The sequence below is a fragment of the Aequorivita viscosa genome, from assembly GCF_900106795.1.
Classification (GTDB): Bacteria; Bacteroidota; Bacteroidia; order Flavobacteriales; family Flavobacteriaceae; genus Aequorivita; species Aequorivita viscosa.
Genome location: NZ_FNNS01000014.1, coordinates 1 through 21,556, shown reverse-complemented (window position 1 = coordinate 21,556; position 21,556 = coordinate 1). Strand labels below are relative to the sequence as shown.

Below are 21,556 nucleotides of genomic sequence, written 5' to 3'. Positions count from 1 at the left end.
ACAGTTAAAGATTACCCTTAACCTTTTGAAATATTTGCACAGCACTTCCATCCGTTAGTCGTGAAATATACCCACAACTTTCCATTAAATATTTATATACCGAATCTTGCTTAGTTATTGTTGGCGAGACCGTTCGCAAAAGAAGCAGGTCATAGGGACGAGCAACATCATTATGATAGTTTTCAAAAGCACTTGTAAATGTATCGAGCAAGGTGTATAAAATATTATACCCCGCTATTTCCTTCTCTCGAACCTCATCGCTTCGATAAATTTTTTCGACACTAATTTTTATAATATCAGAAATCTGAGCTTTATACTGGCTGCTATCTAAAAGTGCTTCGGAAAATGTGCCGTTTAAAATTGCTTCTTCATTCTTTAAAAATATTGAAGTCGCTTCGGTAACCAACGTATTAATTGCCAACGCCCGAAGGTAAGCAAGTCTGTTTTGTGGTGTTTTTAATTTATAATATACTTCTGTTTTTAAATTTCCGCGAACTAAATTTATCAAATATTCTAGTGCCATTTCCTCTTCAATCAATCCAAGGTTTATACCATCTTCAAAATCGATGATTGTGTAGCAAATGTCATCTGCGGCTTCAACTAAGTACGCAAGTGGATGTCGCACATAGCCATTTGCATCAGGCCTCTTTATTAATCCTAACGCATCGGCCACTTCATTGAAAAAGGCACTTTCACTCTGAAAAACCCCAAACTTCTTATCACATACATTATCGGTTGGCTTTTTAGGAAGCGATTGTTTAGGATACTTCATAAAAGCCCCTAGCGTGGCGTAAGTTAGCCTAAGTCCGCCTTGCACACCATCTTTAGATTCGGTTAAAATTTTGAATCCATTGGCGTTTCCTTCAAAATCGATTAAATCTTGATATTCCTTTTCACTTAGATAATCGCGGAAACGTTTTCCGCTACCGTTCAAAAAATAATCGCCTATTGCTTTTTCACCACTATGTCCAAATGGTGGATTACCAATGTCATGCGCCAAAGCAGCTGCTGCAACAATACCTCCAAAATCGTTAAAACGGTAACCACATTCGGTTGCTAACTTCGGATATTTCTCTAAAATTGCTTTTCCGACCGCTCTTCCTAAGGAACGACCAACAACAGAAACCTCTAAACTGTGCGTAAGACGAGTATGCACAAAAGAAGTTTTTGATAGCGGAATAACCTGTGTTTTATCTTGAAGACTCCTGAAAGCTGAAGAAAAAATCACTCTATCGTAATCTACTTCAAACCCTAGGCGGGTTTCGTTTTCATCGGCGCGTAATCGCTGCTTACTATCACCTTGTTTTCGTAAGGACAGTAGCTGTTCCCATTGCATCATAACCAAAAAATTTTTGGAAGGCAAGATACTATTTTATAAAAGTAATTTAATGTTGCGATTATATTTTATGTAAGGAAATTGGAAACCATTTAAAGCAAAAAAACTCCTTACGGAGCTTTTTTAAAATACTTATGAAGGATAGGGTTTCTAAAAATTAGTCCTTTTTATTCAGCAAATAGCGATAGTCTTCAAAATCCAATCCTCCACTATAAATTTGGATGGAGCGTTTAATAAGGTGTTGAGCAGTTTCTACACTATAACCAAGACCAATAGCATATCTTTCAATTAGAAATCGTTCGTGGTCATCTATTTCATGATCGGCAAAAATCATTTCAAAAAGATCGTGCATCCTTTCCAAACGTCTTTCAGAATCGTTAGGTGGATTTATAGGGTATTTGCCTGGATTTTTTAAAACCTCTGCATACTCATCTTCTTCTATGTCAAGTTTACGAGCGAAACGTTTTAACAATTTTTCTTCTTCTGCATTAATTGTACCATCAACCGATGCTATATTCGCTATAGATGCGAAATGACCTAAATTTCGGGAATGCTCCCCACTTTCGAATAAATCTGTAAACGACATAATTTTAATTTTATATTGCAAATATAAAATGATTTGTAAGCAAAGGACAGAATTCGGTTTAAGTTTTTTATGAAATTCATTAAAAAATTTCACCTAAACTTTTCTTAATTACAAGGTAGACTATATAGCCTTCTATAATTTTAAAGGGATACAATAATAAAAATGAAACAGCCACTACTTGTATTTAACGAAAAAGGAATATACTGCAAACAAGCAGATGTATATATAGATGCTTGGAAACCAGTAGATAAGTGCATTATAACACACGGTCACGCAGACCACAGTCGTTGGGGGCACAAACAATATATTACTCACACTAATAATGTTCCGATTATTAAACATCGGTTGGGTGAAATTTCTGTCGCAGGAAAAGCCTGGAATGAAATCTTTACCATCAACGGCGTTAAATTTTCACTGCATCCTGCTGGGCATATTATTGCTTCATCGCAAGTTCGAGTTGAATACAAAGGTGAAATTTGGGTATTTACAGGCGATTTTAAAACGGAAGACGATGGTTTGGCAGAAGTTTATGAACCTGTAAAATGCCATACATTTATCACTGAATGCACCTTTGGCTTACCAGCATTTAAATGGACACCGCAAGCAGAAGTTTTTAAAGATATTAACGATTGGTGGGCTACAAATAGACAAGAAGGTAAAACTTCGGTGCTCTTCGGATATAGTTTAGGAAAAGCACAGCGTTTACTGAAACATTTAGATACTTCCATTGGCAAAATATACACCCACGGAGCAGTAGAAAATATGACTGAGGTAGTGCGTTCAAATTACAATCTTCCAGAAACTACATTAATAACTCGGGACACTACAAAAGAAGAAATAAAAGGCAATATAGTTGTGGCCCCGCCGAGCACCCACGGCAGTACTTGGATTCGGAAAATGGTGCCCTATGTAACCGCTTCTGCCAGTGGGTGGATGACATTTCGTGGAGCACGGAGAAGACGAGCGATTGACAGAGGTTTTGTTTTAAGCGATCACGCAGATTGGGAAGGATTGCTTGCTGCAATTGATGCTACTGGCTGCGAGAAAATAATCGCAACGCACGGATATACAGATATTTTTGCGCGCTATTTAAGGGAAGAATTGGGCTATGACGCCCGAACTGAAAAAACCCAATACGAAGAAGAAAATTCAGAAACTGTCGCTTCGGCGCCGTTCAGCGACCAAAAAATTGAGAATGAAGAATAATATTTCAATACATATAAAATTACCCCTATGGGGGCACTGGGGACTATGAAAGATTTCGCCCAACTCATAAAAAAGCTCGACAGCACCAATAAAACCAATGAAAAGGTTTCGGCGCTAACTGCCTATTTTCAAAATGCAGATGATAAAGATAAACTGTGGACCATCGCAATACTCTCACATAGACGCCCAAAACGCCCTGTAAATACTACTTTACTCAGACTTTGGGCTACTGAAATTAGCGGTATTCCGCTTTGGCTTTTTGAAGAGAGTTATCATATAGTTGGCGATCTGGCAGAAACAATAGCTTTAATTCTGCCAACTTCCGAAACACATTCAGAGAAATCGCTTTCACAATTTGTTTCAGAAATTATCGAATTACGAACCCTTACTGAAGCAGAAAAGAAACAATATTTACACGACAATTGGTTGGCTTTAAACTATTTTGAAAGGTTTGTCTTTAATAAAATCCTAACAGGTAGTTTTAGAATAGGTGTAAGCCAAAAACTGATGACGCGAGCCCTAGCAAAAGCCACAGATATTGATGAAGATATTCTAGCCTATAAATTAATGGGCAATTGGACGCCTGAAACCACTACCTATAAAAAATTAATACTCGAACACAACGACGAAGATTACCTGAGCAAACCCTATCCATTTTATTTGGCCTATGCCGTGGAAGATAATTTTCAAGAGAATTTAGGATCAATTTTAGATTGGAGTTTTGAGCATAAATGGGACGGAATTCGCAGCCAAGTAATTATTAGAAATGATGAGGTTTTTGTGTGGTCGCGAGGTGAAGAATTAGTCACAGACAAATATCCCGAGTTTCAATGTTTTCTTTCCGAAATTCCAAACGGAACTGTAATCGATGGTGAAATTTTACCTTTTGTAGAAGGGCAAATCGGCAATTTCAACGCGCTGCAAACTCGTATAGGTAGGAAGAATATTTCAAAAGCACTTTTAAAAAAAACGCCTGTAATTTTGAATGCGTACGATTTGCTAGAATGGCAGGGCAAGGATATTCGGCAGATGCCATTTTCAGCAAGAAGAAAGATTTTAGATAAATTAATACAAAGTTGTAATTGTACCGAAATAGGCCTGTTTTTAAGCGAAACCATGAATTTTGAAACTTGGGAAGCAGCAGCAGCAGAACGAGAACTTTCGCGAGAAAAACGCAGTGAAGGCTTAATGCTAAAACGAAAAGATTCGCCTTATCTAGTTGGAAGAAAGAAAGGAGATTGGTGGAAATGGAAAATCGACCCATTTACTATCGATGCAGTTTTAACCTATGCTATGCGTGGTCACGGAAGACGCGCCAATCTTTACACAGATTACACTTTTGCCCTTTGGGATGAAGGTGAATTGGTAACTTTTGCAAAAGCATATTCAGGCTTAACTGATGCAGAATTTAGACAGGTTGATAATTGGATTAAACGCAACACTTTAGAGCGTTTTGGCCCCGTTCGTAGCGTAACTCCGCATCATGTTTTTGAAATAGCTTTTGAAGGAATTGCCGAAAGCAGCCGCCACAAAAGTGGAATCGCAACCCGTTTTCCGCGGATTCTGCGTTGGCGAAAAGATAAGCCGATTGCCGAAGCAAATACACTTTCGGATTTAAAGGCACTTATTCCGAAGTAATTCTGACTTGTCAGAATTGCTGAAGGAATCTGCCCAATAAAATGCACGATTATAGAATTTATTTCAATTAAATATTTTAACTTAAGAAGTAAAGATTGCTTCGCTACGCTTGCAATGCCTGGATATACTTACATAACCACAAATAAAAATAAGACCGTCCTATATGTGGGAGCCACCGATGATATTAGGAGGCGCCTGATGGAAAATAAAACGAAGATTTATAAAAATGCATTCACGGCAAAATACAACTGCAATATATTGGTCTATTTTGAGGAATATGAAGATGTCAACGATGCTTTTTTAAGGGAAAAACAATTGAAAGCGGGTAACAGAAAAAGAAAGGAAGCTTTGATTAATGAAATGAATCCAGGATGGAATGATTTATCTATTAATTGGAAGGACGAAAATTTTGAATTGCGATGAAAAAAACAAAGGATAGTGGCTCAAACCAATGGCAAGGACTTGTCGACGAAGAGATTGCTTCGCTTTGCTCGCAATGGTTTAAATCCAAAGGTTGGAATCCCTTCCCATTCCAACAAAAAACCTGGAAAGCCTTCCTCGATGGCAAACACGGCTTATTAAATGCTCCAACGGGAAGTGGGAAAACCTACGCTCTCTGGGTGCCAATTGTTCTTCAGTATTTAAAAAACAATCCTGAGTATAAAACGAAACACACAAAAGGAATTAAAGCCATTTGGATTACCCCATTACGTGCACTTTCTGTTGAAATTCAACAAGCAGCACAACACTTTGCAGACGATCTGGAAACAGGTTTAACTGTTGGAATTCGTACTGGCGACACTTCACAAAGCGAACGCGCAAAACAGAAACGCCAAATGCCCGATTTATTGATCACAACGCCAGAAAGCTTGATGCTTCTATTGGCTTCAAAAGGTTATGAAAAAACCTTCAAAACATTAACTGCAATTGTGGTTGACGAATGGCACGAACTTTTAGGTAGCAAACGTGGAGTGCAAATGGAATTGGCGCTTTCACGTTTAAAAACAGTTTCATCAGAAATAAGAATTTGGGGAATCTCAGCAACCATAGGTAATTTGGAGGAAGCAATGGATGTACTTTTGGGAACAGATTCCCGCCTTCGCGAGAATTCAGTTTTGGTAAAGGCCAATCAAAAGTCGAAAATAGAAGTCCGTTCTATCATTCCAAAAAAAATGGAAACATTTCCGTGGCGTGGGCATTTGGGATTGCATCTTTTAGAGGAAATAATCCCGATCATAAAAGCCAGCAGAACGACCTTAATTTTTACAAACACCCGTGGACAATGCGAAATCTGGTTTCAAAAAATATTGGAAAAACATCCCGAATTTGCTGGCGAAATCGCGATGCACCACGGCAGCATTGGCAAAGACACCCGGCTTTGGGTGGAACAGGCCATCCGCAACGAATCGTTGACGGCTGTTGTGGCGACCTCCAGTTTGGATTTGGGCGTTGATTTTGCACCGGTGGAAACGGTAATCCAAATTGGTGGGCCTAAGGGCGTTGCGAAATTTCTGCAACGAGCGGGCCGCAGCAACCACCGTCCGGGCGAGCCCTCGGTGATTTATTTTTTACCTACCCACGCTTTAGAATTACTGGAAGCTTCAGCTTTAAAACGCGCTGTAAAAGATGAAGTGGTTGAAGACAGAATTCCGTATTTGCTCAGTTTTGATGTGTTAATCCAGCATTTAGTAACGCTTGCCGTGAGTAATGGATTTTTCCCGAAGGAAATTTTCCCCGAAATTAAAAGTACTTTCTGCTTCCAAGAAATTACAGAAGACCAATGGAATTGGTGTTTAAACTTCATTACTATAGGAAGTCAAAGTCTGCAAGCTTACGATGAATACCAAAAAGTTAAAGTCACGCCTGAAGGCCTTTTTAAAGTTGAAAGCAGACAAATTGCAATGATGCATCGGTTAAGTATCGGCACAATTGTAAGTGATTCAATGATGCTCGTGAAATATGTTTCTGGCGGATTTATTGGCACTATTGAAGAATGGTTTATCAGTAAAATGAAACCAGGAGATACTTTCGTATTTGCCGGAAGAACGCTAGAGTTGGTTCGTATTAGGCAAATGCAAGCGCAGGTTAGAAAAAGCAGTAAACGAACTGCAAATATTGTAAGTTTTATGGGGGGAAGATTACCGCTTTCATCACAAATGAGTAAAATTTTACGCGAAGAAATGCAAAGCGCACGGCTTCCGGTAGGAGCAACTGTAGCTCCTAAGCGCAAAACACCAGAAATAGAGGCCTTGAGCCATATCTTTGAGCGACAGGAGCGCGAAAGTATTGTGCCAAATGAAAGCGAATTTTTAATTGAAACCTTTAAAACCCGCGAAGGGTTTCATTCACTTTTTTATCCGTTTGAAGGGCGTTTTGTTCACGAAGCAATGAGCAGCCTTTTGGCGTATCGCATCAGTTTATTATCGCCAATTACTTTTTCATTGGCCTATAACGACTATGGGTTTGAATTGTTGAGCGATCAGTTTTTAGACATTCAAACCATACTCGACAACAACCTTTTTTCGGAAGAATATTTGTATGACGATCTGCAAAAGAGCTTAAATTCTACCGAATTGGCACGTAGAAAATTTCGCGATATCGCAGTGATTAGTGGCATGGTTTTTCAGGGTTATCCCAATAAAGCTATCAAAACAAAGCATTTGCAAAGCAACAGTCAGTTATTGTTTGATGTGTTTCGAGATTACGAAGCAGACAACCTTTTGTATCTTCAAGCCTATCGTGAAACCTTTGAGCACCAGCTGGAAGAAGGACGATTACGGCGCGCTTTGGAGCGGATTAATTCGCAAAAAACAATTTGGAAACAGTGCGAAAAAGCAACACCTTTCAGCTTTCCAATAATTACCGACAGACTACGCGAAAAGCTTTCTTCAGAAAAATTAGCAGACAGAATAAAACGAATGACACTTCAATTAATGAAATGATTCACGACTTACATATTAATAACCATAACTTCAAGCTTCACCCTAGCGGAGCTATTTATTGGGAAGAAAAAAAGATGCTTTTAATAGCAGATGTGCATTTGGGAAAAGTGGCGCATTTCAGAAAATACGGCGCGGCAGTTCCAGTAGATGCAGCTTTTAAAAACCTTGAAAAGCTTACCGAGACCAGCAATTATTTTCAACCTGAAATTATTTGTTTTTTGGGCGATTTATTTCATAGCAAATTAAACGATGAATGGCACGATTTTGAAAAGTGGGTAGAATATATCCAAGCTGAAATAATTTTAATCTCAGGAAATCACGATATAATTCCGAAGTATTTATACCAAGATTTAGACATAAAGGTTTTTGATGAATTAACACTCGAAGGCTTTTACTTAACCCATCATCCAACAGAAATTAAAGGATTGTTCAACTTTTCTGGCCACATACATCCCGGAATAAAAATGCGAGGTTTGGGAAGACAATCTTTGCGATTACCTTGTTTTTACAAAACCCTTAACAGCTTAATTCTCCCTGCTTTTGGTAACTTTACGGGGAAACATATTTTAACGCCTTCTAAAAAAGATGAAGTCTTTGCTATTGTTGAAGGTGAGGTTATCTGCGTTTCACAAAAATAATTTATTATGAAAAAAACACTCCAAATTTCCAATATTGTTTTATTTGTTGCTATGGTTTTTGTCAACTATTTGTCAAACACTGGAGCTATGAACAATACAACCGTAGGCGAAATATCCAAGGCATCAACCAATCTTTTTACCCCAGCAGGATATGCTTTTTCTATTTGGGGATTTATTTATTTACTGTTATTCGGATTTATAATTTATCAAAGTCGAAGTCTTTTTAAAAAAGTGCGGGACGACGACTTTATTCTTAAAACGGGTTGGTGGTTTGCACTTTCGTGCTTTGCAAATATTATGTGGTTAACTTTCTGGCTTTACGGCTATATGGAATATTCAGTTCTCGCAATTTTTGTGTTGCTATTTTCACTTTTAAAAATTGTAATGAACAACCGGATGGAACTTTGGGATGCGCCAATTTCAGTAATTGCCTTTCTTTGGTGGCCTTTTGTATTTTACAGCGGTTGGGTTACAGTTGCGAGCATTGCAAACGTGGCTGCATATTTAACAAGTATTGAGTGGAACGCCTGGGGTTATAGCGAAGTTTTCTGGACAATAACGATGATTGTAATAGCTGGAATAATAAATTTAACCGTTACTTGGAAACGCAATATGCGAGAATTTGCATTGGTTGGCGTTTGGGCTTTAAGCGCAATTGCAGTCGCCAATTCGGAAGTGAGCCAAACCGTGGCCTATGCAGCAATTGCGGTGGCCGCCGTTTTGCTTGTAAGCAGTAGTTACCACGGGTTTAAAAATAGAGCTACAAGTCCCAATATTAAATTAAAGGAACATCTCAATTCTAAAAAGTAATTTTGGAATTTGGGATTTGAATTCTTTGGGATTTCTCTTTTAAACCATTCCCTTAATATCGTTACCCCAAGTTGGGTACGCAAAAATCATGGCTTTTAGATTTTCTGTGGTTAGCTTTCCGCACATCGCCAACACAAATAGATTTATCATTTCTCCGGCTTCCGAAGCAATTATGTGCGCCCCAAGAATTAGGTTTCGGTCTTTATCTACAATGGTTTTGTACGCATACACATTTTCGTTAATACGTTTGGCATTAAACCATTTAGGAACACTTTTATATTCAATTGTAATATTATAACCTTCTTTTTTTGCTTCGTCTTCTGTTAATCCAATCGACGCAACTTGAGGGATTGTGAAAACCACTGAAGGCACAGGCGGAAAATCCATTTTCGTAGTATTTCCTTTTCGAATATTTAACGAAACAATTCGGGCTTCTTGTGAAGATGTTGGCGTTAAAGGAAGTGATCCACTCGCAGAAACATCGCCACAAGCGTAAACGTTTTTATTTGTGGTATTTTGAAGAAACTCATTTACCGAGATACCATTATCTTCAAAAGCCACATTTCCATTTTCAAGATCAAGTTCGTCGATAGAAGGCACGCGACCTGCAGTATTGAAAACCATTCGCGTATCTACAGAATCTGTTTTGCCATTTATTTGAAAAGAAACCCGATAGTTTTTCTGAAGTTTTTCAACTTCAGAAACTTTTGCATTAAAGATAAATGTTATCCCAAGTTCATCCGAAGCTTTTGTGAGGTGCGAAACAATATCAGCTTCAAACGGGCTGAGCGGTCTATCACCAAACTCAATAACGGTTACCTTTGCGCCACAACAGGCAGCAATATGTGCGAACTCCATCCCGATATAACCCGCGCCTACAAATACAATGCTCTCGGGTAATTCTTCTAGATTTAGAAAATCGTCACTAATTCTTAAATGTTCTCTGCCAGGAATTTTAAGCTCCATCGGTTTTTGGCCCGTTGCGATAACTATTTTTTTCGCTTTTACCGTTTTTCCTTCTACCGAAAGCGTGTTTTCATCAAGGAACTTTGGCGATTGATGATACATTTCAATTCCTGCTTCTTTCAAATCTCTCTCAGTTGCGGCAGGCACGGCATCGGTAAAAGTAGATTTAAATTGCTGCAGTACCGCCCAATCTATTTTTGGTACTGAAACAATTCCTTTTTCCTTTAAGTTCTCAGAAAGATGCAAAGCTTCTGTAACTCCTACTAACACTTTTTTCGGGTCGCAACCTCTATTAGCACATGTCCCGCCAAATTCGCGGTTATCGGCAATTGCTACTTTCATTCCCTCCGCAGCACAATCGTATGCCACACTTTTACCGGCTGTTCCGGTTCCTATTACAAAAACATCGTATTCTTTAATTGCCATTCTTTGAGTTTTCTTAGACCCCAGAGATTTTAAAAACTTTGGGATTTATTGTTTTTATTCAATTTCAACTAAAATTACAGATTCAACCAAGAGGTGTGTGTTAGCAAAATGATAAAGTTGTTATTAAAAACCTACGAGGTCTTTGAGACCTTCTAGGTTTGGATTAAATTTGCAGCCTAATGCATAAAAAAATTGTTACTTCACTCTATTCGCAGTCTTTGCAAGCGCAAAAACTAGGCGAATCTATTGCCGTTTCGGTTCCACGAAACGACCAAAAAAAATCGATGGCCGAAGCAAGTCGAAGCCATGATATTACTGTTTCAGGTCTTGTAGGCTCATCAGTTTCAATGGTTTTGGCCGAAACGTTTACAACTGGCGATCTGCCGTATTTACTTATTTTAAATGATAAAGAAGAAGCAGCCTACCATTTAAACGACTTGGAAAATCTGCTGGGCGATAAAAATGTTCTTTTTTATCCTGGAAGCTACAGACGACCGTATCAAATTGAGGAAACTGATAACGCCAACGTTTTGCTTCGAAGCGAGGTTTTAAACAGAATAAATTCACGAAAAAAACCTGCCTTTATCGTTACCTATCCCGAAGCACTTTTTGAAAAAGTAGTTACTCGAAAAGAACTAGAGCGCAACACCTTAAAAATTGCTGTAGACGATAAACTTTCAATCGACTTTGTAAATGAAATTTTGTTTGAATACCGCTTTAAACGGACCGATTTTGTTACCGAACCAGGCGAATTTTCTGTGCGAGGAGGAATTTTAGATGTTTTTAGTTTTAGCAATGACGAACCGTACCGAATCGAATTTTTTGGCGACGATGTAGATAGCATTCGAACCTTCGATGTGGAAACACAACTTTCGTTGGAAAAGGTTAAAAAAGTTTCAATAATTCCGAATGTTGAAAATAAAACGGTTGATGAAAATCGCGAGAGCTTTCTAAAATATATTGCTTCAAAAACTGTGGTTTTTCTAAAAAACGAAGAACTTTTCAGCAGTGCAATCGACAATCTTTTCAAAAAAGCTACTGATGCCTATAATGCAATCGATTCAGAAATAAAGCGTGCGAAGCCTTCAGAATTGTTTGCTACTTCAGAATTGTTGAAACAGCAACTCGAAGATTTTAAAACCGTTCATTTAAAAAACAGTTCGATTTCGAATCTAGGTTCGGTTTCAATTTCGTTTGCAACCAAACCTCAGCCTTCATTCAACAAACAATTCAATTTACTGATTGAAAATTTGAATGACAACACCGAAAAAGGATATAAAAACTACATTTTTTGTAGCAGTGAACAACAAGCAAAACGCTTTCACGATATTTTTGAAGATGCCGACCAACAAGTAGCACAATTTGAAACAATTGTTTTTCCGCTTTTTCAAGGATTTATTGACGATGATTTAAAATTAGCTTGCTATACCGATCATCAAATTTTTGAGCGATATCATAAATTCCAACTTAAAAATGGTTACGCTAAAAAGCAGGCCATTACTTTAAAGGAAATTACAAACCTAGAAGTGGGCGATTATGTAACCCACATAGATCACGGTATTGGAAGATTTGGAGGCTTACAAAAAATTGAAGTGGAAGGAAAAATGCAGGAAGCCATTAAACTTTTTTATGGCGAACGCGATATTTTGTACCTCAGCATTCACTCGCTGCATAAAATTTCAAAATACAACGGGAAAGACGGCAAAGAGCCTAAAATTTATAAGTTAGGTAGCGATGCTTGGAAAAAATTAAAACAAAAAACCAAAACACGCGTAAAGGAAATAGCTTTCAATTTAATAGAACTTTACGCAAAACGCCGCACATTAAAAGGTTTTGCATTCGACCCTGATAGTTACTTGCAAGCCGAATTGGAATCGTCGTTTATTTACGAAGACACGCCAGACCAAAGCGCAGCAACCGAAGACGTAAAAAAAGATATGGAAAACGAGCGCCCAATGGACCGCTTGGTATGTGGCGACGTAGGTTTCGGAAAAACGGAGGTTGCCATTCGCGCCGCTTTTAAAGCGGTAGACAACGGAAAGCAAGTTGCAGTTTTAGTGCCAACCACAATCTTGGCATTTCAGCATTTTAAAACGTTCAAAGAACGACTGTCCGAAATGCCCGTAAAAGTAGATTACCTGAACCGCTTTCGTACAGCAAAAGAGCGAAAAACAGTTTTGGAAGGTTTAAAAGATGGGCGGCTGGACATTGTTATTGGCACGCATCAATTGGTTAGCAAATCGGTTGAGTTTAAAGATTTAGGATTACTGGTTATTGACGAAGAACAAAAATTTGGTGTCGCAGTTAAGGACAAACTAAAAACCATCAAAGAAAACGTGGATACCCTAACCCTAACAGCAACGCCTATTCCACGTACATTGCAGTTTAGCTTAATGGCGGCTCGCGATCTTTCGGTAATTACTACCCCACCACCAAACCGCTATCCTGTTGAGACGCACGTAATTCGTTTTAGTGAAGAAAGTATTCGCGATGCGGTGCAATATGAAATTTCTCGTGGCGGCCAGATTTTCTTTGTTCACAATAGAATTGAAAATATAAAAGAAGTTGCCGGAATGATTCAAAGATTGGTTCCGGATGCTAAAATTGGTATTGGTCACGGGCAAATGGACGGTAAGAAACTAGAGGATTTAATGCTTCGGTTTATGAACAATGAATTCGACGTTTTGGTTTCTACAACCATCATAGAAAGTGGTTTGGATGTGCCAAATGCGAATACAATATTTATTAATAACGCCAATAATTTCGGACTTTCAGACCTTCATCAAATGCGCGGCCGTGTAGGTAGAAGCAATAAAAAAGCATTTTGTTATTTCATCACCCCCGAATATTCCGCAATGACCGATGATGCCCGAAAACGCATTACTGCCCTAGAGCAATTTTCAGAGTTGGGAAGCGGAATTAATATCGCAATGAAAGATCTTGAAATTCGTGGAGCAGGAGATTTATTGGGCGGTGAGCAAAGCGGCTTTATAAATGAAATTGGTTTTGAAACTTACCAAAAAATTCTTGCCGAAGCCATTGAGGAACTGAAAGAAAAAGAATTCAAAAATCTTTACGAAAAAACTGAAGGTCCGAAAAAAGACTTCGTGAAAGAAATGACCATAGACACAGATTTTGAACTGCTATTTCCTGATGAATATGTAAATAACATAACTGAAAGACTAAATCTGTACACAAAGCTTAATGAATTAAAAAACGAAGCCGAACTTCAAAAATTCGAAAAAGAAATGCTTGACCGTTTCGGAGAAATGCCGAAACAAGCAGAAGATTTATTGAATAGTGTACGAATTAAGTGGCTAGCTATTTCTATGGGCCTAGAACGATTAATAATGAAGCAGAAAAAAATGGTAGGATATTTTGTAGCCGATCAACAAAGTGCTTTTTATCAAAGCGCCGCTTTTACGAACGTGCTTCAATATGTACAGACCCATCCTCAAAAAGTAACAATGAAAGAAAAGCAAACCCGTAACGGCTTACGACTTATTTTAACTTTTGAAGGGATTTCTTCGGTTAATAAAGCGCTTCGGGCTTTGGAACCATTTTCTGACTAAAGCTTTAGACCTAATAGGTCGGAAAACCTGGGAAGCTCAATGTTTACTAGAATGTCGGGTAAATGTCGGGTGAAATTCCTTTGAAAATATTGGCTTATATTTACTACCATCGTACTATTGCTTCATAAATTATCGTGTAAATGAAACAACCAGAACTCGGTCGAAAAATTTTAGAACTGCGAAAACAAAAAGGCCTTACGCAAGAAGAACTTGTAGCGCAATGCAATATTAACGTACGCACTATTCAACGCATAGAATCCGGCGAAGTAACACCGCGGAGTTTTACCTTAAAAACTATTTTAAATGTTTTAGGTGAAGATTTAGAAAACCTGAAAAGTCATAACACTTCAAACGGTAACAAACTCAATCTAAATAATGTTAAGTTTTCAGCGTTACATATAAAAGTCGCTTGGATATGCGGACTTATTTATTTTCTATCAGGATTTGTGGAATATGCCGTTGACTACGCCCGATTTTACGATGACGAACTAATAATTCCAAAAGCAGCCTACATCAGCATGAAGTTTATTGTAATGATTTCCTGCATCTACTTTTTATGGGGGTTTGTTTTAAGCGGTAAAATATTCAATAATTATCTTTTAAAAATTGGGTCCTTCTTTCTAATTGGCACTACTATTTTATTTTATAGCTACGATATGGTTTCGCTATATTTTGAACCTTTTTATATAGACTACGTTATTTCGGTTCAATCTATTTTCTTCGGAATTGGCAGTATAATTTTTGGTTTAGCCTTGATGCGATTAAACGATCCTCTTGGGAAAATTCCAGAGATAGCGGGAGGTTTTAAAGTGGTTAGTGGAATATTGTTTGCATTAGTTTTTATGGGCTGGCTGGGACTTATGTTTTTAATTCCGACAGTAATTTTGCATATTATCTTACTCTATAAAATTGGGGAGTTAATTAATCGCGAAAAAACCAACGACACCTCTAAAGCTTGAAGGTCAAATAGGAGTATGTAGAGATTCCCACCTTCGAGGGAATTAAAAATGATAAAAGGCATTCTCAAAATGCTGCAAACTTTCGGTCTTTTGGTTTTTTAAAATTGCAATAACATCAAAGCGAACTTCAACATCTAGATCGTTTGAAACAATATATTCATTGGCAGCTTTCACCAAATTTTTAATTTTTCCAGGAGTAACAAAACTCTGCGGATCACCAAAAAAGTCGCTGTTACGAGTCTTCACCTCTACAATAACTACCGTGTCCTCCTCCTTTTGGGCGATAATGTCAATTTCAGCTTTGTCAAAAAAGAAATTACGACGCAGAATTTTATAGCCCTTTTTCAATAAGTATTGCGCGGCTATTTCTTCTCCTATTTTTCCTAATTCATTATGACTTCCCATAATATTTATAAATCAAAAAACTGATTAGCAAAAAATCCAAATCTCATAAATTGAAATTTGGATTTTATACTGAAAGTAAGTTATTATGTTTTGAATTATTGAATATTTAAAAGTGATTTTCTAAGTTCTTGATATTCATCTTTATCTTTTTCAGTCCAAAATTCTGTTTGGGTAAACCAGTTAGAATCTGGCCAAATAAGAAAGCTTGCAATTGAATTTGAATACCAATTAACATAGTCTTCAGTAGAACTTAGTTGCTTGATTGAACTTAGTTTCCATTTCGGAACCATATAAGACCAAAATGTCCAGGCAACGATGGTTGATATGGAAATAACGAGAAAGCTTAGTTCGAAAAAATAGATCGCCGAGGCATAAATCCCTAAGATTGGAATACTAATAGCATAATGTCCTTTGGTTATTAAATTTCTTTTGTCTGTGTTCATAGCCTAAGTGTCTTTAAATTAATATTCACAAACTCAAATATATCATTTTTCTTTAACATTAAAGCATTCAAATTTTCAGAAATCCAGCTTAGAGCTTTCTAAAATTCCAAAATTACCTTATCATTCTCAGAGATCAATTTCACTTCCCTTCCCAAAATCAACCCTCGATTGTCAAGAATATGTCCCGCTGGGAAGTTCAATATTACGGGATAATTGTATTCTTTCACTAAGTCCAGAATAGTTTCTTCAGCGGTTTTTCCGAAGTACACTTTATTGTCTTTCATTTGCGTCATTCCGCCAATAATTATGGCCTTCAGGTTTTTTAAATAGCCGCTTCGCTTTAAATTCATCATCATTCTGTCAATGTGATAAAGCATTTCATCCAAGTCTTCGATAAAAAGAATTTTCCCTTCGGTTTTCATTTCCGAAGGACTTCCCACAAGTGAGTAAAGAACCGACAAGTTTCCACCAATAATTTCGCCTTTTATAAAACCTAGCCGAGTGTTCTCCTGCAAGGTGTCGCCGCAGGCCTCCTTGTAGGCATCCACCGAGAACGAAATTAAATAATCTTCCCCAAATATTACTTTCCGAATAGATTCCCTCGATTTTTCCGTCTTATTCTCAATTTCCAAACACATCTGTGCGTGTAACGTTTCAACTCCGAGATTGTGAATATGAGAATGCAAAACTGTTACATCGCTATACCCAATAATCCATTTTGGGTTCTTTGTAAAGCTTGAAAAATCCAACTTATCAATAATCCTGACCGTTCCATAGCCGCCACGGGCACACCAAATAGCGTTTATATTTGGATCGTCCATCATTTCCTGAAAATCCGCTGCGCGTAATTCATCACTGCCAGCAAATTGATTTTCTTCTGCCCCTATTGTTTTTCCTAAAACCGATTTCAACCCCCAACTTTTAAGCAATTCAAGTGCTGGTTTCAATTCTTCCTTAGTAATTTTTCTTGCAGTGGAAACTATGGCGACCGTATCGCCTTTTTGAAGTGTATTTGGTGTTATCATGAATCTAATTAAAACCACAAATTACTACATTTATATGTACTTTTGCACTTTCAAAAAAAATTATGGAACAAAACCCAAATAGGTATACAATTACCGCAGCCTTACCATATACAAACGGCCCCGTTCATATTGGCCACTTAGCAGGCGTTTACGTGCCAGCCGATATCTACGCACGCTTCCAAAGACTTCAAAATAAAGATGTTGCTTTTATTTGCGGAAGTGACGAACACGGTGTACCCATTACCATAAAAGCGAAAAAAGAAGGCATTACGCCGCAACAAGTAGTTGATAAATACCACGGAATTATCAAAAAATCTTTTGAAGATTTCGGGATTTCCTTTGATAACTATTCGCGCACTTCTGCTGAAATTCATCATAAAACAGCATCCGAATTTTTCAAGAAACTCTACGACGAAGGCAAATTTACTGAAGAAGTTACCGAGCAATTATACGACGAAGAAGCCAATCAGTTTCTTGCCGATAGATACATTACAGGAACTTGCCCAAAATGCGGCAATGAAGAAGCTTATGGCGACCAATGCGAAAAATGTGGCTCCAGCTTAAACGCTACCGATTTAATCAATCCGAAAAGTGCTATTTCTGGGAATGTGCCAGTTTTAAAAGAAACAAAACACTGGTTTTTGCCATTGAATGAATATGAAGATTTTTTAAAACAGTGGATTCTTGTAGATCATAAAAAAGATTGGAAGACCAATGTTTACGGGCAGTGTAAAAGTTGGATAGACGACGGTTTGCGGCCGCGTGCCGTTACCCGCGATTTGGATTGGGGAATTCCTGTGCCAGTAGAAGGGGCCGACGGAAAAGTACTTTATGTTTGGTTTGATGCGCCAATCGGCTATATTTCTTCAACAAAGGAATGGGCGGAACGCGAAGGCAAAAATTGGGAAGATTATTGGAAAGATGATAAAACCAAAATGCTTCACTTTATTGGAAAAGACAACATCGTTTTTCATTGCATCATTTTTCCTGCAATGCTGAAAGCGGAAGGCAGTTATATTCTACCGGAAAACGTTCCCGCAAATGAATTTCTAAATCTTGAAGGCAATAAAATATCGACTAGTAAAAACTGGGCGGTATGGCTTCACGAATATTTAGAAGATTTCCCGAACCAGCAAGATGTGTTGCGATACACTTTAACCGCAAACGCACCTGAAACCAAGGATAACGATTTTACTTGGGCAGATTTTCAAGCTAGAAACAATAGTGAATTGGTTGCAATTTTTGGGAATTTCATTAACCGAGTGATGGTTCTAACCGATAAATATTACGAAGGAAGGGTCCCAGAACCAGCAACTTTTTCTGAAATTGATGAGCAAACATTAAATGAGTTAAAAGCATATCCCGCCGTAATTGCAAGTTCGTTGGAGCGTTACCGTTTTCGCGAAGCACAAGCGGAAATGATGAATTTAGCTCGATTAGGAAATAAATATTTGGCCGACGAAGAGCCGTGGAAAACCATTAAAACAGATGCAGAACGCACCAAAACAGTAATGTATGTTGCCTTGCAAATTGCTTCTGCATTGGCGGTTTTAAGCGAACCGTTTTTACCGTTTACTTCAGAAAAGTTGAAAAACATGCTCAATGTCACCCTGAGCGCAGTCCAAGGACCCGTTAAATGGAACGACGTTTCTACAAAATCTGAACTCATAAAACCCGGTCACAAAATTGGAAAGGCAGAACTTCTTTTCAGCAAAATAGAAGACGACCAAGTGGAAGCGCAGCTAAATAAATTGAAACAGACGAAAATGGATAATACAAAAGATAAAGAGGAGAATACTTCTGAAACAGTAGCATTGACGCCACAGAAAGAAACAATTCAATTTGATGATTTTATGAAACTCGATATGCGAGTGGGAACAATCATCGAAGCTGAAAAAATGCCAAAAGCAGATAAACTTTTGATACTAAAAGTTGATACAGGAATTGACGTGCGCACTATTGTTTCTGGAATTGCTCAAAGTTTTAATGCCGAAGACATCATTGGTAAAAAAGTGACTGTTTTGGTAAACCTTGCGCCACGTGCCCTTCGCGGTGTTGAAAGCCAAGGAATGATTTTAATGACCGAAGACGCCGACGGGAAATTGGTTTTTATGAATCCTGATACAAGTGGCGTACTAAACGGAGCAACGATTAGTTAAGTAACTTTTAAACTATACTAAATCCTTCGATGTACCCGAAATATCTGGTCTCTCGAAGGATTTGATTTTTTCTGAAATGACAGCGATTTTAAATTTTATCACTTCCCAAACACAACTTCCTAAAAAAAATGTTGAAAACACCATCAAGCTTTTAAACGAAGATTGCACCATTCCCTTCATTTCCCGTTATCGAAAGGAGTTAACAGGCAATCTCGATGAGGTTCAAATTGGCGATATCGTAAAGTTTAAAGAACAGTTTGAAGTTCTCGAAAAACGCAAAATCGCCATTCTAAAATCGTTGGAAGAGCAGGAAGTTTTATCTGCGGAACTTCAGAAAAAAATTGAAGAAACGACAGATTTAATCGCTTTGGAAGATTTGTACTTGCCTTACAAAAAGAAGCGAAAAACCAAAGCTGATACCGCGCGTGAAAACGGTTTAGAGCCGTTGGCGAAAATTATAATGAGCCAATCCCGAAATCTTAGGAGTTCCGATATTTCGTCACTAGCTTCAAAATATGTGAAAGGCGAAGTGAATTCGGAAGAAGAAGCCTTGGAAGGTGCTCGCCACATCATAGCCGAATGGATTAACGAACGCACGGACATTCGGAACACGTTGCGTCGGGAATTGGAACGCTCCGCTGTTATCGCTACCAAAGTCGTTAAGAAGATGGAAGACGATGAAATGGCTCAAAAATTCCGAGATTACTTTGAATGGAACGAGCCATTAAACCGAATTCCGTCGCATAGGCTGCTCGCAATTCTTCGCGCTACTTCCGAAGGATTTATTCGCCAAAAAGTTGAAATTGACGATGAAAAGGCAATTTATAAAATTGAAAATCGTGTTATAAAATCGAATGATGCGGCTTCAAAACAAATAAAACTAGCCATTGAAGATAGTTACAAACGACTATTATTTCCGGCACTTTCAAATGAAGCATTGTCTGCCGTTAAGGAAATAGCAGACGAAACCGCGATTAACGTTTTTGCTAAAAATTTAAAGCAATTATTGCTCGGCTCACCTTTAGGAGAAAAACGAGTTTTGGCAATCGACCCTGGATTTAGAACGGGTTGTAAAGTTGTATGTTTAGACGCACAAGGTGGATTACAGCACAATGAAACCATTTATCCGCACGCTCCAAAAAACGACACAAAAGGAGCAATGAAAAAAATAAGTTCGCTTGCCGATGCTCATAAAATTGAAGCCATTGCAATAGGAAACGGAACTGCTTCACGTGAAACGGAACAATTTATAAAACGAATTCATTTTAAAAATCCGATACAGGTTTTTGTGGTGAGTGAGGCTGGCGCGTCTATATATTCGGCTTCCAAAATAGCTCGTGATGAATTTCCTAATTACGATGTCACGGTTCGTGGCGCAGTTTCCATCGGTCGGCGATTGCAGGATCCACTTGCTGAACTTGTGAAAATTGATGCAAAATCTATCGGAGTAGGCCAGTATCAGCACGATGTAGATCAAACGAAATTAAAAAGTTCATTGGATACTACTGTGGAATTATGTGTAAATTCGGTAGGCGTAAATATAAATACAGCTAGTGTCCCGCTATTAAGTTATGTTTCGGGAATTGGCCCAAAATTAGCTGAAAACATAGTGAATTATCGTGAAGAAAACGGACCTTTTACTTCGCGTAAGGAAATAATGAAAGTTCCGCGATTGGGTGGAAAAGCTTATGAACAAGCAGCGGGATTTCTTCGCATTAAAAACGGGAAAAATCCACTAGATGATTCTTCGGTGCACCCAGAAAGTTATTCAGTAGTTTCAAAAATGGCAAAGAATGTAAATGTGAACGTTTCAGAATTAATAGGAAACAAAACCTTGCTTCAGAAAATAAACCTAGAAAATTACATTACTGAAAGAGTTGGACTTCCCACTTTAAAAGATATTATTAAAGAACTGAAAAAACCAGGACTTGACATACGTGAAGAAGCCAAAGTTTTCACCTTCAATCAAAACATAAAAAACATTACCGATTTACAAGAAGGACAATTGCTGCCTGGAATTGTAAACAACATCACTAATTTTGGTTGTTTTGTGGATATTGGAATTAAGGAAAGCGGTTTGATTCACGTTTCAAACCTTTCCGATTCTTTTGTAAAAGATGTGAATGAACACGTGCATCTGCATCAACAAATTATCGTAAAAGTGCTAGATGTGGATGTTGATAGAAAACGGATTCAGCTAAAACTGCACCAACTTCAAGGAAAGTAGACTAGAGTTATCACGAAATAATTTCATAAATTTATGGGGTTCATCAACATATAGACCGCAGATTACGCTGATGCAACGGATAATCACTTGAAAACATCCGTGAAAATCCGCAAAACCCGTGTTATCCGCGTTCCATAAAAATTAAAAACCTAAATGCTGATCCATTCCGAAATAACCGAAAAAATCATCAAAGGATATTATCAAGTTTATAATACCCT

General features: G+C 37.9%; 16 protein-coding genes. 10 read left to right on the top strand and 6 right to left on the bottom strand.

Annotated elements, in window-relative coordinates; genetic code table 11:
- Nucleotides 1–4: 4 nt before the first annotated feature.
- Both dgt and BLW28_RS09395 read right to left on the bottom strand, forming a co-directional pair.
- On the bottom strand, nt 5–1,336 hold the full coding sequence (gene dgt / locus BLW28_RS09400) for a dGTP triphosphohydrolase (protein ID WP_073218474.1): 1,332 nt from the start codon (nt 1,334–1,336) through the stop codon (nt 5–7).
- Between the two features lie 157 nt (nt 1,337–1,493).
- On the bottom strand, nt 1,494–1,922 hold the full coding sequence (locus tag BLW28_RS09395) for a tellurite resistance TerB family protein (protein ID WP_073218402.1): 429 nt from the start codon (nt 1,920–1,922) through the stop codon (nt 1,494–1,496).
- A gap of 162 nt (nt 1,923–2,084) precedes the next feature.
- Between BLW28_RS09395 and BLW28_RS09390 the strand changes: the two genes are divergently transcribed.
- The 6 genes from BLW28_RS09390 (at nt 2,085) to BLW28_RS09365 (ending at nt 9,156) form a co-directional block, all read left to right on the top strand.
- Nucleotides 2,085–3,128 (top strand): ligase-associated DNA damage response exonuclease, encoded by a 1,044-nt coding sequence (locus BLW28_RS09390; protein WP_073218405.1) that lies wholly within the window; start codon nt 2,085–2,087, stop codon nt 3,126–3,128.
- Between the two features lie 45 nt (nt 3,129–3,173).
- Nucleotides 3,174–4,766: an ATP-dependent DNA ligase gene (locus BLW28_RS09385; protein WP_073218477.1), complete on the top strand. Its 1,593-nt coding sequence runs from the start codon at nt 3,174–3,176 to the stop codon at nt 4,764–4,766.
- Nucleotides 4,767–4,880: 114 nt separating this feature from the next.
- Nucleotides 4,881–5,189, top strand: a complete 309-nt coding sequence (locus BLW28_RS09380) for a GIY-YIG nuclease family protein (RefSeq protein ID WP_073218408.1) — start codon at nt 4,881–4,883, stop codon at nt 5,187–5,189.
- Nucleotides 5,186–7,708, top strand: a complete 2,523-nt coding sequence (locus tag BLW28_RS09375; RefSeq protein ID WP_073218412.1) for a ligase-associated DNA damage response DEXH box helicase — start codon at nt 5,186–5,188, stop codon at nt 7,706–7,708. Before BLW28_RS09380 ends, BLW28_RS09375 begins: the two co-directional genes overlap by 4 nt.
- Nucleotides 7,705–8,346 carry a ligase-associated DNA damage response endonuclease PdeM gene (gene pdeM / locus BLW28_RS09370; RefSeq protein ID WP_073218415.1) on the top strand — a complete coding sequence of 214 codons (642 nt, stop codon included), beginning with the start codon at nt 7,705–7,707 and terminating at the stop codon, nt 8,344–8,346. The genes BLW28_RS09375 and pdeM overlap by 4 nt, the downstream gene beginning before the upstream one ends.
- Nucleotides 8,347–8,352: 6 nt before the next feature.
- Nucleotides 8,353–9,156 carry a hypothetical protein gene (locus tag BLW28_RS09365; protein WP_073218418.1) on the top strand — a complete coding sequence of 268 codons (804 nt, stop codon included), beginning with the start codon at nt 8,353–8,355 and terminating at the stop codon, nt 9,154–9,156.
- 39 nt (nt 9,157–9,195) lie between these two features.
- Here the strand turns inward: BLW28_RS09365 and BLW28_RS09360 are convergent, their stop codons facing one another.
- Complete coding sequence (locus tag BLW28_RS09360) at nt 9,196–10,548, bottom strand: dihydrolipoyl dehydrogenase family protein (protein WP_073218421.1); 1,353 nt, start codon at nt 10,546–10,548, stop codon at nt 9,196–9,198.
- Between the two features lie 179 nt (nt 10,549–10,727).
- Here BLW28_RS09360 and mfd point away from each other — a divergent pair, with 179 nt between their 5' ends.
- A complete protein-coding gene (gene mfd, locus BLW28_RS09355; RefSeq protein WP_073218424.1) occupies nt 10,728–14,120 on the top strand; it encodes a transcription-repair coupling factor in 3,393 nt (1,130 codons plus the stop codon).
- A gap of 140 nt (nt 14,121–14,260) precedes the next feature.
- A complete protein-coding gene (locus tag BLW28_RS09350) occupies nt 14,261–15,079 on the top strand; it encodes a helix-turn-helix domain-containing protein (RefSeq protein ID WP_073218427.1) in 819 nt (272 codons plus the stop codon).
- A 42-nt stretch (nt 15,080–15,121) separates the two neighbouring features.
- On the opposite strand, the gene BLW28_RS09345 is transcribed toward BLW28_RS09350, so the two are convergent.
- The 3 genes from BLW28_RS09345 to BLW28_RS09335 form a co-directional block, all read right to left on the bottom strand.
- Entirely contained in the window at nt 15,122–15,484 is a 363-nt protein-coding gene (locus BLW28_RS09345; RefSeq protein WP_073218430.1) for a YraN family protein, read from the bottom strand.
- 95 nt (nt 15,485–15,579) lie between these two features.
- Nucleotides 15,580–15,927, bottom strand: coding sequence for a hypothetical protein (locus tag BLW28_RS09340; RefSeq protein WP_073218433.1), 348 nt, complete (start codon nt 15,925–15,927; stop codon nt 15,580–15,582).
- 98 nt (nt 15,928–16,025) lie between these two features.
- Nucleotides 16,026–16,952 (bottom strand): S66 peptidase family protein, encoded by a 927-nt coding sequence (locus BLW28_RS09335; RefSeq protein ID WP_073218436.1) that lies wholly within the window; start codon nt 16,950–16,952, stop codon nt 16,026–16,028.
- A 62-nt stretch (nt 16,953–17,014) separates the two neighbouring features.
- Here BLW28_RS09335 and metG point away from each other — a divergent pair, with 62 nt between their 5' ends.
- Nucleotides 17,015–19,111 carry a methionine--tRNA ligase gene (metG, locus tag BLW28_RS09330; RefSeq protein WP_073218439.1) on the top strand — a complete coding sequence of 699 codons (2,097 nt, stop codon included), beginning with the start codon at nt 17,015–17,017 and terminating at the stop codon, nt 19,109–19,111.
- A 76-nt stretch (nt 19,112–19,187) separates the two neighbouring features.
- A complete protein-coding gene (locus tag BLW28_RS09325) occupies nt 19,188–21,338 on the top strand; it encodes a Tex family protein (RefSeq protein WP_073218479.1) in 2,151 nt (716 codons plus the stop codon).
- The last annotated feature ends 218 nt before the right edge of the window (nt 21,339–21,556 follow it).